This is a genomic window from Enterobacter sp. BIDMC92 (assembly GCF_001030225.1).
GTDB lineage: Bacteria > Pseudomonadota > Gammaproteobacteria > Enterobacterales > Enterobacteriaceae > Enterobacter > Enterobacter sichuanensis.
Genome location: NZ_KQ087598.1, coordinates 1,512,715 through 1,525,026 on the forward strand (window position 1 = coordinate 1,512,715; position 12,312 = coordinate 1,525,026).

The following is a 12,312-nucleotide window of genomic DNA, read 5'->3' on the forward strand; positions in this document are numbered from 1 at the left end:
TCTTTGCAAGGCGGATGCGCCGGGGAGACGTTGTAACATTGTAAATAATGTTAATCAGTTAATAAAAATTGATCCCAGGCATTAAACTGTACAAAAAATGAACTTATCCTGACTATGCACAATGGCTGACAGAGGAGGAAAGAGCATGACCGTTGACAGACTAAAACGCGATCTGCTGAACAAGCTGATCAATGCCCGAATCGACCTGGCCGCGTACCTGCAGTTGAGGAAGGCAAAAGGGTATATGTCAGTCAGCGAAAGCGAACATCTGCGTGATAACCTGTTTGAACTTTGCAATTTCATGCGTGAAAAAGCACCGACCCTGAAGGCGAATTACGGCGAAAGCGAACTTATCGCACTGCGCCGCGCCGCCGAGGTGCTCTCCATTGCAGGGGTGTGTCTGATGAACGGACGCCACGACTGCCCGAATTTTATCGCCGTAAACGCGGAGAAGCTTGAAAACTGCCTGACAACGCTCTCTCTATGCATCATGTGCCTGAACAAGCACGAACAGCTTGAACAGCACTGATCCAGGGGGAGGCAACTCCCCCTTCTGATTAAGCTTTTGTAAAAGTGGTAACGCGCCCGGGCGCAGTGGCTAACCTTTATGCCATATGCCGATAAAGGAGCGCGTTATGCCTCGATCCTCGCTGATTTTCCTGCCTACGTTATTTATTCCCTTTTCGCTGCTCGCTGCGCCAGAGGCAGTCAGGGTTGAGGTGCTGCAAAACAGACTCGATCATCCCTGGTCTCTGGCGTTCCTGCCGGATAATAACGGGCTGCTGGTAACCCTGAAGGGCGGCCAGCTTAAACACTGGCAGGCCGGGAAAGGGCTTTCCGATCCGATCGTCGGTGTACCAAAGGTTTGGGCAAACGGTCAGGGCGGATTGCTGGATGTCGTCCTCGCCCCGGACTTTAAACAATCACGCCGCATCTGGCTCAGCTACGCCGAAGCGGGAAAGGACGGCAAAGCCGGAACGGCAGTAGGCTATGGTCGTTTAAGTGACGATCTGACGCGCATTGAGGCTTTCCAGGTGGTGTTCCGCCAGACGCCGAAACTCTCTACCGGTAACCATTTTGGTGGCCGACTGGTGTTCGACGGCAAGGGCTATCTCTTTATCGGACTCGGCGAGAACAACCAGCGCCCGACGGCGCAGGATCTGGACAAGCTACAGGGTAAAGTGGTGCGTCTGACGGAGGACGGAAACGTGCCGCCAGATAACCCGTTTGTGCGTACGCCCGGCGCGCGGCCGGAAATCTGGTCTTACGGCATTCGTAATCCGCAGGGAATGGCGATGAACCCCTGGAGCGATACGCTGTGGCTGAACGAGCACGGTCCGCGCGGCGGGGACGAGATCAACATTCCTGAGAAAGGCAAAAACTATGGCTGGCCGTTGGCGACGCACGGTATCAACTACAGCGGGCTGAAAATTCCGGAAGCCAAAGGCGAGCACGTTGAGGGGACCGAAAAACCTCTGTTTGTCTGGAAAGTTTCACCGGCCGTAAGCGGCATGGCGTTTTACAACAGCGAGGTTTTCCCGCAGTGGAAAAACAAGCTGTTTATTGGCGCGCTGAAGGAGAAGGATGTGATCGTGCTCAGCGTGAAGGGTAACAAGGTCACGGAGGACGGACGCATTCTGGGCGACCGGGATCAACGTATTCGTGATGTGCGGGTGGGGCCGGATGGATATCTGTATGTCCTGACCGATGAGACGGACGGGCAACTGTTAAAAGTCAGCCCGTCCGGGACGTGATCAGGTGACCGGGATCATCACGACGTTACGGTACGCCGGGCGATCGCTCAGCTGTTTAAGCCAGCGCTCCAGGTGCGGGCGCGGCGTCCACTTCAGACCCATGTTGGTCAGGTTCCAGACGAACGGCGCCACGGCGATATCGCCTGTGCCGAACGCATCACCGGAGAACCACGGGTGCTTCGCCAGTTCGTCATCCATCATCGCAAACAGATTTTCGCAGGCATCCTGCGCGGCATGAATGGCGGGATAGTCGCGTTCAGCTTCCGGGGTGCGGATAAGCCCCATCAGGATCACCCGGTGAGTTGGTGAAAGCGTCTGGTTCGCCCAGTCCATCCACTTTTCCCCTTGCGCGCGGCGGGCCGGGTTTTCGACCCACAAACGACCCTGTCCGTACTGGGCAGCCAGGTAACGCACAATGGTGTTAGATTCCCACAGCGTGGCATCTGTTTCGTCATCGCGCAGCAGCGGCACCAGGCCATTCGGGTTCATGGCCAGGTAGTCGGCCTCTTTATTCACGCCAAACGACATCCCGGCCATGATTTGATTGAACGGTAAATCCAGCTCTTCCAGCGTCCAGAGCACTTTCTTAACGTTGGTCGAATTATTTCTGCCCCACAGCGTAATCATATTTACTCCCGATGAGATGTGAATCCGAATCAGCTTTTGGTCATGGTGAGATAAACCTAACAATTACGCAACAGAAGAGAAAAAAATCGCCTGAATCAAAGCGTATCTGAATGTTATTGCATAAACTTTAATAACTTTACCCTCGTTGGGTTTCTTTAACGGTTTTAGTGCGCTATTACTCATCGCTTCTTGCGACACGGTGATGTGACGTAATTTTTGAATGGACACTCGGGTGGCATTTATGACGCGAAAAATGACTTCTCTGCGCAGCCTGGCGGCAGGCTCTGCGCTCCTTTTCCTGTTTGCACCAACGCTCTACGCAGCCGAACAGTCTGCGCCCGAAGCGCCGCCTGTGGATGCGCGCGCCTGGATCCTGATGGACTATGCCAGCGGTAAAGTGCTGGCGGAAGGCAATGCGGATGAGAAACTCGATCCGGCAAGCCTGACCAAAATCATGACCAGCTATGTGGTAGGCCAGGCGTTAAAAGCGGGCAAGATCAAGCTGGACGATATGGTCACCATCGGGAAGGACGCCTGGGCGACCGGCAACCCGGCGCTGCGTGGATCGTCGGTGATGTTCCTGAAGCCGGGCGATCAGGTTTCCGTTTCGGATTTGAATAAAGGGGTGATTATCCAGTCCGGTAACGACGCCTGTATCGCGCTGGCGGACTACGTTGCGGGCAGTCAGGACTCGTTTATCGGTCTGATGAACGGTTACGCGCAAAAGCTGGGCCTGACCAACACCACCTTTAAAACCGTTCACGGCCTGGATGCGCCGGGCCAGTTCAGCACCGCCCGCGACATGGCGCTGCTGGGGAAAGCGCTGATCCATGACGTGCCGGATGAATATGCCATCCATAAAGAGAAAGAGTTTACCTTCAACAAAATCCGTCAGCCGAACCGTAACCGCCTGCTGTGGAGCAGCAACGTCAATGTCGACGGGATGAAAACCGGCACCACCGCCGGGGCGGGTTACAACCTGGTGGCCTCCGCGACCCAGGGCGATATGCGCCTGATCTCGGTTGTTCTGGGGACCAAAACCGACCGTATCCGCTTTAACGAATCCGAAAAACTGCTGACCTGGGGCTTCCGCTTCTATGAAACCGTGACGCCGATAAAACCGGATGCCACGTTCGTCAGCCAGCGTGTCTGGTTTGGTGACAAGAGCGAAGTGAACCTGGGCGCGGGTGAAGCGGGTTCAGTGACCATTCCGCGCGGTCAGCTGAAAAACCTGAAGGCCAGCTACACCCTCACCGACCCGCAGCTCACGGCTCCGCTGAAAAAGGGCCAGGTGGTCGGGACGATTGATTTCCAGCTCAACGGGAAGTCGATTGAACAGCGTCCGCTGATTGTGATGGAAGCGGTAGAAGAGGGCGGCTTCTTCAGCCGGATGTGGGATTTCGTGATGATGAAATTCCATAGCTGGTTTGGGAGCTGGTTCAGCTAATTTTTTGCCGGGTGGCGCTGCGCTTACCCGGCCTACGTTTTTCTCCCTCTCCCTGTGGGTGAGGGCATCAGACATCAGACCGCACCCCACTTAATACATCAACTTCACCTGCTGCGCCTTCGCGTGGGCCACTATCTCGTCATCCGGACGGCAGTCGCTGACGATGGCATCAAACTGCGCCAGTTCGCCCATTCTTGCCGAACGCACCTTGCCAAATTTACTGTGATCGACCACCAGTACGTGATACTGCGCTGCGCTCAGCGCCCAGTGCTTCACCGGTAACTCTTCCAGATTAAAGCAGGTTGCGCCCTGGCGGACACTGACGCCAGCGGCGGAATAAAACGCGATATCCGGGCATAAATTGCTGAGCGTGTCCTGCAGGTTAAGCGGCTTAAAAATCGCGTTGCTGGCGTGAAACTCACCGCCGCAAAGGATCACCCGGCACTCGGGCTTCTCCTGCAGCGCCAGAAAGGTGTTCAGGGAGTAGCACACAGCAGTGAACGGAATTGTGCTGTCGATGGCTTCGATAATCCACGGCGTGGTGGTACCGCAGTCAAAAAACAGCGTCTGGTGCGGCTGTACCAGGGAAGCCGCGAGCCGTGCAGCTTTGCGTTTCTCTTCAACCAGACGCGTTTTCTGGTCGCTGATCAGATAATGGCTGGCACTACGCGGTTCAAGCACAATATACCCGCCCAGCAGCACAACCGGCGCGCTCTCGCTGTTCAGATCCCGACGAATGGTCATCTCTGAGACGCCGAGGAGGGTGGCGGCTTCCTTAAGATGCAGCTTATCACTGCGCTTCAGCGCCTGTAGCAGCTGAGCAATGCGGTCATCGCGTCGTGTTTCCATAGTTCCTCGGCATAAAAAAGTGAACCCCCGCAGGGCGGGGGCTCAAGTGTAACCTGTCAGGTCGGGGTTAGTCACGTATCCAGCCTTTGCGGATCGGGATGGCGAAAACGGCCCGATAGAGTGAAGAGAGCCCGCGGTAGAGCGCTTCCCCGATAAGATTCCACAGGATCGCCGCGCTGACGCAGCCAATCAGTCCCACCAGGAAACCGCCCACCATATCCAGCGGCCAGTGGACGCCCAGATAAACGCGGGACCAGGCGATGGCCACGGCCACCGCCATCAGCACCGCACCCGACCACAGGCGATGCCAGAACAGGAAGGCCAGCGCGAAGGTGAAGATCACCGTACCGTGATCGCTCGGGAACGAGTCATCTGGCGCGTGGTGCAGGAAGGTATAGCCGACGTGATCGACGAAAGGACGGTCGTGGGGAAACGCGTGGCCGAGAATATAGCTCACCAGCACGCTTACGCCGAGCGCCATCGCCATTTTGATCACCAGCTGGCGCTGCGCTTTTAACTGACTGCGGGGACCCCACAGCCAAAGGATGGCGGCCAGCGCAGGCACGATACTGATCAGATCTTTTGCCAGGAAGGTGGCGAAATCGATCATCCACTCTGGCGAGGCCGGCGTGGCGTTGATCAGATAAAACAGCTGGTAATTCAGACTCTCTAACATAATGTCATCACTCTTTAGCAAACCAGGTGGAAACAAGGCCATAGACCACCACCTGGGAAAACCAGACCCACCACCCGGCCCACAGGTTGTGAGAGAAAAAATGTGCCCCGCGCATGACCTGGCCGAAGCCCATCGCCAGACCCAGCACCACGCCGAGGATCACAAAGCTCCAGGCGAGGCGCGGACGCTCGCGCCAGAAGGCAAAAAACAGCCCCATCACCATAAAGCCGCTGGAGGCATGACCGCCGGGGAAACAGCGACCCGGACCGCTGTCTGCCGGGACAGCGCTGAACAGGGGATAAGACACGGCCTTACCGCCATACTCCACCAGATCCCACGGACAGCTGTGATGGCTGATGCTTTTCAACGCCCCCACCACCAGCGCACCGAGTCCCATCAGCAGCGCCGCCGTAACCAGCCTTGCGTTACGCTTGTAAGCACCGAATAACAGCGCCACGACCCCTGAGGCGATGGCGATGTACTTCGCCAGGCGATGGTTCAGCAGATCCAACAGGTGGTCTTTCTGCAGCGGGAAGCTTTGCGTCGCCGCGTCATACCAAAAACCACTAATCCATCTGTCCAGCGCTTCATTGCGCGATAGCCACGTGAACACCACGGCAAGAGCAATCAGCACGAAAAGCTGATAACCATAAAAGCGGGTCGGTAAGCGGTAAAGGCGTTTTGTCTTATTTGTCTGTAAGTTAGATAATTCTGAGCGGCTGGACGTGAGTGACATAATTTGGGATCGTTGACGAGTCATCGGGCTATCATAAATCTGTCAACTTAAGGAAACCTTAAACGAAGACGATATGTGCTTTATTTCTGTTTATCCTCGATAAATCACTATCTCGGGCTGCGGCATTTCATTACACTCGTCGCGATTTTGTCATTATAAAGAGATTGCATGTTAAACCGTTCTTCTTCAGGTTCACGTCTGGGTCGTCAGGCGCTGCTTTTCCCTCTGTGTCTGGTGCTCTACGAATTTTCGACCTATATCGGCAACGATATGATCCAGCCCGGTATGCTGGCCGTTGTGGCGCAGTACAACGCGGGGATCGAATGGGTGCCGACCTCGATGACCGCCTATCTGGCAGGTGGCATGTTTTTGCAGTGGCTGTTAGGCCCGCTGTCGGATCGTATCGGCCGTCGTCCGGTGATGCTGACCGGTGTGGTGTGGTTCATCGTGACCTGCCTCGCCACGCTACTGGCGCAAAACATTGAGCAGTTTACCCTGCTGCGTTTCCTGCAGGGGGTGAGCCTGTGCTTTATCGGTGCTGTAGGGTATGCCGCCATTCAGGAGTCGTTTGAAGAGGCGGTGTGTATCAAAATTACCGCGCTGATGGCGAACGTGGCGCTGATCGCCCCGTTACTCGGGCCGCTGGTGGGGGCCGCGTGGGTGCACGTTGCGCCCTGGGAAGGGATGTTTGTCCTCTTTGCGGTTCTCGCCGCCATCGCCTTCTTTGGCTTGCACCGTGCCATGCCGGAAACGGCGACCCGCATTGGCGAGAAACTCTCGCTAAAAGAGCTGGGTCGGGATTACAAAGCCGTGCTGAAGAATGGCCGCTTTGTGGCCGGTGCGCTGGCGACAGGGTTTGTTAGCCTGCCGCTGCTGGCGTGGATTGCGCAATCACCGGTCATTATCATCAGCGGTGAAAAGCTCAGCAGCTACGAGTACGGTCTGTTGCAGGTGCCGATTTTTGGCGCGTTGATTATCGGTAACCTGGTGCTGGCGCGTCTGACGTCACGCCGCACCGTGCGTTCGCTGATTATCATGGGCGGCTGGCCGGTTGCCGCGGGGCTGATTCTGGCGGCGGTGGCGACCGTGGCGTCCTCCCACGCTTATTTGTGGATGACGGCGGGGCTCAGCCTCTATGCCTTTGGAATTGGCGTGGCGAACGCCGGTCTGGTGCGCCTGACGTTATTCGCCAGCGAGATGAGTAAAGGGACGGTCTCCGCGGCGATGGGAATGCTGCAGATGCTGATTTTTACCGTCGGTATCGAGGTGAGCAAGCATGCCTACGCGATGGGCGGCAACGGTTTGTTCAGCCTGTTTAACCTCGCCAACGGCGTGCTGTGGGTTGGCCTGATGGTGGTGTTCCTGAAGGACAAACGCGTCGGAAACGCCCTGCAACCTTAATTATTATTCCCTCTCCCTGTGGGAGAGGGCCAGGGTGAGGGCACCAGACCGCACGGTATCAATTAAACGGCGCCTCCCCGTTCAATACCTTCTCAATCACATTTAAAACGCCTTCCTCGTTATTGTGCGGTGCCTCAAAGCGAGCCACCGCCTTAATATGCGGTCTGGCATTCGCCATCGCAAAGCTGAAGCCCGACTGACGCAGCATCTCCACGTCGTTGCCGCTGTCTCCGAAGGCCACCACCTCGCTGTTATCTATCCCCCAGCGCTGTTGCAGGATCCGCAGACCGTTGGCTTTATGCACGCCCGGGATAATCAGGTCGATACTGCCGTGACCGGTGGTGACGGGCACCATGATATCGCTTAACTTTTCATGCAGCAGCGCCTGAATACGCGGAATTTCATCGTCAGAGACGTTAAGCCCGAACTTGAAGAAAATATCGTTCAGATTGTCGAAGTTGCTGACCATTTCGAGTCGGTGATAGTACTTCGCCGCGATAGCCTTGAAGCTCTCGTCATAGCACTTCAGCGTGTAGGCGCTGCTCTTCCCGCAGGCGATGATCTCAATGCCCGGGACGTCGTTCAGCACGTTTGCGACGGTTTCAAAATGGGCTTTCGACAGTTCACCGTTAAAGACGTCTTCACCTTCACTCACAACCCAACCGCCGTTTTCCGCGACGAACGCAATTTCATGCGCAATTTCCGGGAAGAAAGAGATCAGCTGGTAGTACTGGTTGCCGCTGGCGACCACAAAACGAATGCCCTGCGCCTTCATGCGGGCGTACTGGGCCAGAAAACGTTCGCGATTATAGGTTTTGGCATCGCTCAGAAAAGTACCATCCATGTCGACGGCGATCAGTTTAACGCTCATATCCCTTCTCCAGTGTCGTTTGTTTCGTTTCCGGCCTGGCCACCGCGCGTGCCACCAGCGCCGCGATGATGACCAGCCCTAATACCACCAGCATGGCGCTGCGCAGGCCGTAGTGTTCGCCCAGGAAACCGAGCAGCGGCGGCCCGACCAGGAAGGCGAGATAGCCGGTGGTTGCCACCACGCTGACGCGCGTCGGGGCATCCGGGCCGGTGTCGCTGGCGGCTGAAATGGTCAGCGGGAAGCCGAGTGAGGCCCCCAGACCCCAGAGGATCACCGAGACGCCGGCAATCCAGCCCACATCCACAAAGATGATCATCGCGATACCCAGGCCGCCGAGCAGGGCGCTGGCGCGCACCACCGCCACGCGGCTGTAGCGGTCGATAAACCAGCCGCCAGTGAAGCGTCCGACGGTCATTCCCAGCGTAAACCCGGCGTAAATGAGCGAGCCGGAGGTCGGGCTGAAGCCGTGACCGTCCACCATCAGCAGCGGCAGCCAGTCGTTGGCGGAACCTTCCGCGAATGCCATCGCCAGCACTACCACGCCAATCAGCATCAGCTGATAATCGCGGTAGAAGGGCAGTCCCTTTTCGGCCGAGTGCTGTTCGTCCGCGGCATTCTTGCCATTACCGTTCGGGATGGCACGGATGCCGATCAGAATCGGAATGATGCACACCAGCGCCGCCAGCAGGATATGCAGATTCGCGCTTACGCCAGCAGCCGTCAGCGCCATGCCCACGCCAGCACCGGCCAGCGTGCCGAGGCTATAGAAGCCGTGCATCATGGGCAGCACGGTTTTGTTCATCTCGCGCTCAACCGCGGCCCCTTCAACGTTTATCGCCACTTCCGCCGAGCCTAAGCTGCCGCCAAATACCGTCAGCCCCAGGGCAAACAGCACCGGTGAGGCAAACCAGAGCGCCGCGCTCAGCACAATCATCCCAATCACCCCGCAGCACATGGTCGTGCGGATCACCGCCCGCGTACCGAAGCGTTTCACCAGCCACGCGGAGCAGAGGATGCCGCTCATCGAACCTATCGACAGGCCGAACAGCACGATGCCCATTTCAGCGGTAGAGACGGACAAAATATCGCGAATGGCGGGCGTACGCGTGGCCCAGGAGGCCATCAGCAGGCCCGGAATAAAGAAGAACATAAACAGCGCCCACAGGCGGAGCTGCAGGGCTTTACGGGAAGAGGTTTGCGTCATCGGGGTTGCACCAGAAGTACATCAATAGCGACAACACTAGCAAGTTTGTGTACATTTGTACACAAACCACATGAGGAATTTATGAGCAGACCACCGAACGATCCGCATCGCCGGGAGAAGATCCTGCAGGCAACGCTCGATACCATTGCTGAACACGGTATTCACGCCGTCACGCACCGTAAAATCGCCACCTGCGCCGGCGTGCCGCTGGGGTCGATGACCTACTATTTTGACGGAATGGAGCCGCTACTGGAGGAGGCCTTCACGTGGTTTACCCGGCAGATGTCGCAGCAGTACCGGGATTTCTTCGCGGGCGTCACCGGCCCGGAGATGGCGTGCGAATCCATCACCACCCTGATCCACAGTTCGCAGGTGACGACGCCCCACAACATGGCGCTGATGTATCAGCTCTACGCCTTCATGCACCGCAGCGCGGCGCTCAAAACGGTGATGCAGGACTGGATGAAGATGAGCCAGACCACGCTGGAGCAGTGGTTCGACCCGGTCACTACGCGTGCGCTGGATGCCTTCATCGAAGGGATGACGCTGCACTACGTGACTGACCGGGCACCGTTAACGCGCGAGGAGATCCGGGCGATGGTGGGAAGGATCGCGGGTGAGGGAAGCCGCTAACCCGCGGTTGCCACTTATTTTCGAGTGATTTTTTTCCCACTGGCGTCCACGACGGCTTCGCCGTCCTCTTTGACAAACGCCCCTTTCTGCGCGTCCGGCAGAATGTCGAGGACGACTTCAGAGGGGCGGCACAGGCGGGTGCCCAGCGGTGTGACCACAATCGGACGGTTAATCAGGATCGGGTGCTGCAGCATAAAATCGATAAGCTGGTCGTCGCTGAATTTATCTTCGGCCAGGCCGAGTTGTTCATAGGGCTCCACGTTTTTACGTAGCAGATCCCGCACTGAAATGCTCATGTCGGCAATCAGTTTAATCAGTTCATCGCGTGACGGCGGGGTATCCAGATAGAAGATAATCTCTGGCTCCGTGCCGCTGTTGCGGATCATTTCCAGCGTATTGCGCGAGGTGCCGCAGGCGGGGTTGTGATAAATAGTGATGTGGCTCATATCAGTGGCTCATTACAGTGTGAAGGAGAGACGTAGCGCCAGCGCGGCGAGCGTCACAAACAGGACCGGCAGCGTCATGATGATGCCCGTCCGGAAATAGTCGCCCCAGGTAATCGTCATGTTTTTCTGCGCCAGCACGTGGAGCCAGAGCAGGGTGGCGAGGCTACCGATGGGCGTGATTTTCGGCCCCAGATCGCAGCCAATCACGTTGGCGTAAATCATCGCGTCCTTAATTAACCCTGTTGCCGTGCTGCCATCAATGGAGAGTGCGCCAATCAGCACCGTGGGCATGTTGTTCATTATGGATGACAGAAACGCGGTGATGAACCCGGTACCCAACGTGGTGGCCCACAATCCATGTCCGGCCAGGCTATTCAGAACGCCTGTGAGCGAATCTGTCAGCCCGGCATTGCGCAGGCCATACACCACCAGATACATCCCCAGCGAGAAGATAACAATCTGCCATGGCGCGCCACGCAGCACTTTTCCGGTGTTTATCGCATGTCCGCGTTTTGCAACGGCAAACAAAATCAGCGCGCCTGCAGTCGCAATGGCGCTGACCGGAATACCGAGCGGTTCAAGCACGAAGAAGCCGACCAGAAGCAGCAGCAGGACGATCCAGCCCGTTCTGAACGTCGGGAGATCGTGAATGGCCCGAGCGGGTTCGCGGAGTTTTGCCAGGTCATATGCCGGGGGAATGTCTTTGCGAAAGAAAAGATGCAGCATCACCAGCGTTGCGGCAATCGCGGCGATATCGACCGGGATCATCACCGAGGCGTATTCGCTGAACCCCAGCGAAAAGAAGTCTGCCGAGACAATGTTGACCAGGTTAGACACAATCAGCGGCAGGCTGGCGGTATCGGCGATAAAACCTGCCGCCATGACAAACGCCAGCGTGGCCTGCTTGCTGAACCCCAGCGCCAGCAGCATGGCGATAACAATAGGGGTCAGGATCAGCGCCGCGCCGTCATTGGCAAACAGCGCCGCTACGGCTGCGCCCAGCAGGACTATCCAGGTAAACAGCAATCTTCCGCGACCGTTCCCCCAGCGGGCGACGTGCAGCGCTGCCCACTCGAAAAAGCCGGACTCATCCAGCAACAGGCTGATAATGATGACGGCAATAAACGTTGCCGTGGCGTTCCAGACAATATTCCAGACCACCGGAATATCGCTTATGTGGATCACGCCGCTGGCCAGCGCCAGCACGGCGCCAAGGGTGGCACTCCAGCCGATACTCAACCCTTTGGGCTGCCAGATGACCAGTACCAGCGTAAACAGAAAAATAGTCCCTGCCAGAAACATTTTTTACTCCATTACATCTGTATTTGTGAATGTGTTTTGCTTAGCACGAGCCCGGAAGTCGGTTTTTCAGCTTCAGGCGCGTCTCTTCCCGCAGGCAGTTCCAGCTGGTGTCGATGACGGTAGCTGCCCATGCAGGCATGTTGGGGGAGAGACGGTAATGGACCCACTTACCCTCGCGGCGGTCGATCACCAGCCCGGACTCGCGCAGCAGGGCCATATGGCGCGAGACCTTAGGTTGCGGCTCGTTGGTGGCGGAGCAGAGATCGCAGACGCACAGCTCGCCGGCTTCGCGGAGCAGCATGACGATGGCGAGCCGCGTTTCGTCGGCGAGGGTTTTGAACAGCTGGAGCGGGTGGTGCATGGGAG

General features: G+C 57.1%; 14 protein-coding genes. 5 read left to right on the plus strand and 9 right to left on the minus strand.

Annotated features, from left to right (window positions below):
* The first annotated feature begins 145 nt into the window (after positions 1-145).
* On the plus strand, positions 146-529 hold the full coding sequence (bssR, locus tag SP99_RS06885) for a biofilm formation regulator BssR (protein WP_025756097.1): 384 nt from the start codon (positions 146-148) through the stop codon (positions 527-529).
* 106 nt (positions 530-635) lie between these two features.
* Positions 636-1,754: a PQQ-dependent sugar dehydrogenase gene (locus tag SP99_RS06890; protein WP_047958104.1), complete on the plus strand. Its 1,119-nt coding sequence runs from the start codon at positions 636-638 to the stop codon at positions 1,752-1,754.
* Here the strand turns inward: SP99_RS06890 and SP99_RS06895 are convergent, their stop codons facing one another.
* Entirely contained in the window at positions 1,755-2,381 is a 627-nt protein-coding gene (locus SP99_RS06895; RefSeq protein WP_047958105.1) for a glutathione S-transferase family protein, read from the minus strand. It abuts the gene before it with no gap.
* Positions 2,382-2,622: 241 nt separating this feature from the next.
* On the opposite strand from SP99_RS06895, the gene dacC reads away from it, so the two are divergent.
* Positions 2,623-3,828 (plus strand): serine-type D-Ala-D-Ala carboxypeptidase, encoded by a 1,206-nt coding sequence (gene dacC / locus SP99_RS06900; protein ID WP_032672410.1) that lies wholly within the window; start codon positions 2,623-2,625, stop codon positions 3,826-3,828.
* A gap of 90 nt (positions 3,829-3,918) precedes the next feature.
* On the opposite strand, the gene deoR is transcribed toward dacC, so the two are convergent.
* From deoR to SP99_RS06915, 3 genes are all read right to left on the minus strand, one after another.
* On the minus strand, positions 3,919-4,677 hold the full coding sequence (gene deoR / locus SP99_RS06905; RefSeq protein ID WP_025756093.1) for a DNA-binding transcriptional repressor DeoR: 759 nt from the start codon (positions 4,675-4,677) through the stop codon (positions 3,919-3,921).
* Positions 4,678-4,744: 67 nt separating this feature from the next.
* Entirely contained in the window at positions 4,745-5,353 is a 609-nt protein-coding gene (gene ybjG, locus SP99_RS06910) for an undecaprenyl-diphosphate phosphatase (protein ID WP_047958106.1), read from the minus strand.
* A 7-nt stretch (positions 5,354-5,360) separates the two neighbouring features.
* The gene (locus tag SP99_RS06915; protein WP_047958107.1) at positions 5,361-6,089 is read right to left on the minus strand and encodes a phosphatase PAP2 family protein; all 729 of its coding nucleotides are present in this window, start codon (positions 6,087-6,089) and stop codon (positions 5,361-5,363) included.
* A gap of 168 nt (positions 6,090-6,257) precedes the next feature.
* Between SP99_RS06915 and SP99_RS06920 the strand changes: the two genes are divergently transcribed.
* The gene (locus SP99_RS06920; RefSeq protein ID WP_047958108.1) at positions 6,258-7,490 is read left to right on the plus strand and encodes an MFS transporter; all 1,233 of its coding nucleotides are present in this window, start codon (positions 6,258-6,260) and stop codon (positions 7,488-7,490) included.
* A gap of 58 nt (positions 7,491-7,548) precedes the next feature.
* On the opposite strand, the gene SP99_RS06925 is transcribed toward SP99_RS06920, so the two are convergent.
* Both SP99_RS06925 and SP99_RS06930 read right to left on the minus strand, forming a co-directional pair.
* Positions 7,549-8,361 (minus strand): Cof-type HAD-IIB family hydrolase, encoded by an 813-nt coding sequence (locus SP99_RS06925; protein WP_047958109.1) that lies wholly within the window; start codon positions 8,359-8,361, stop codon positions 7,549-7,551.
* A complete protein-coding gene (locus SP99_RS06930; protein WP_047958110.1) occupies positions 8,351-9,565 on the minus strand; it encodes an MFS transporter in 1,215 nt (404 codons plus the stop codon). The genes SP99_RS06925 and SP99_RS06930 overlap by 11 nt, the downstream gene beginning before the upstream one ends.
* Positions 9,566-9,646: 81 nt before the next feature.
* Between SP99_RS06930 and SP99_RS06935 the strand changes: the two genes are divergently transcribed.
* Positions 9,647-10,198 (plus strand): TetR/AcrR family transcriptional regulator, encoded by a 552-nt coding sequence (locus SP99_RS06935; protein ID WP_025756087.1) that lies wholly within the window; start codon positions 9,647-9,649, stop codon positions 10,196-10,198.
* A gap of 14 nt (positions 10,199-10,212) precedes the next feature.
* Here the strand turns inward: SP99_RS06935 and arsC are convergent, their stop codons facing one another.
* The 3 genes from arsC to SP99_RS06950 are packed head-to-tail and all read right to left on the minus strand — an operon-like array spanning position 10,213 to position 12,307.
* Positions 10,213-10,644, minus strand: coding sequence for a glutaredoxin-dependent arsenate reductase (gene arsC, locus SP99_RS06940; protein ID WP_047958111.1), 432 nt, complete (start codon positions 10,642-10,644; stop codon positions 10,213-10,215).
* Between the two features lie 12 nt (positions 10,645-10,656).
* Positions 10,657-11,946 carry an arsenic transporter gene (locus tag SP99_RS06945; RefSeq protein ID WP_047958112.1) on the minus strand — a complete coding sequence of 430 codons (1,290 nt, stop codon included), beginning with the start codon at positions 11,944-11,946 and terminating at the stop codon, positions 10,657-10,659.
* Positions 11,947-11,986: 40 nt separating this feature from the next.
* The gene (locus SP99_RS06950; protein ID WP_047958113.1) at positions 11,987-12,307 is read right to left on the minus strand and encodes a metalloregulator ArsR/SmtB family transcription factor; all 321 of its coding nucleotides are present in this window, start codon (positions 12,305-12,307) and stop codon (positions 11,987-11,989) included.
* Positions 12,308-12,312: the final 5 nt, after the last annotated feature.

Coding starts and splice junctions, on each gene's coding strand:
- bssR (WP_025756097.1), top strand. CDS start 146: ATGACCGTTGACAGACTAAAACGCGATCTGCTGAACAAGCTGATCAAT.
- SP99_RS06890 (WP_047958104.1), top strand. CDS start 636: ATGCCTCGATCCTCGCTGATTTTCCTGCCTACGTTATTTATTCCCTTT.
- SP99_RS06895 (WP_047958105.1), bottom strand. CDS start 2,381: ATGATTACGCTGTGGGGCAGAAATAATTCGACCAACGTTAAGAAAGTG.
- dacC (WP_032672410.1), top strand. CDS start 2,623: ATGACGCGAAAAATGACTTCTCTGCGCAGCCTGGCGGCAGGCTCTGCG.
- deoR (WP_025756093.1), bottom strand. CDS start 4,677: ATGGAAACACGACGCGATGACCGCATTGCTCAGCTGCTACAGGCGCTG.
- ybjG (WP_047958106.1), bottom strand. CDS start 5,353: ATGTTAGAGAGTCTGAATTACCAGCTGTTTTATCTGATCAACGCCACG.
- SP99_RS06915 (WP_047958107.1), bottom strand. CDS start 6,089: ATGTCACTCACGTCCAGCCGCTCAGAATTATCTAACTTACAGACAAAT.
- SP99_RS06920 (WP_047958108.1), top strand. CDS start 6,258: ATGTTAAACCGTTCTTCTTCAGGTTCACGTCTGGGTCGTCAGGCGCTG.
- SP99_RS06925 (WP_047958109.1), bottom strand. CDS start 8,361: ATGAGCGTTAAACTGATCGCCGTCGACATGGATGGTACTTTTCTGAGC.
- SP99_RS06930 (WP_047958110.1), bottom strand. CDS start 9,565: ATGACGCAAACCTCTTCCCGTAAAGCCCTGCAGCTCCGCCTGTGGGCG.
- SP99_RS06935 (WP_025756087.1), top strand. CDS start 9,647: ATGAGCAGACCACCGAACGATCCGCATCGCCGGGAGAAGATCCTGCAG.
- arsC (WP_047958111.1), bottom strand. CDS start 10,644: ATGAGCCACATCACTATTTATCACAACCCCGCCTGCGGCACCTCGCGC.
- SP99_RS06945 (WP_047958112.1), bottom strand. CDS start 11,946: ATGTTTCTGGCAGGGACTATTTTTCTGTTTACGCTGGTACTGGTCATC.
- SP99_RS06950 (WP_047958113.1), bottom strand. CDS start 12,307: ATGCACCACCCGCTCCAGCTGTTCAAAACCCTCGCCGACGAAACGCGG.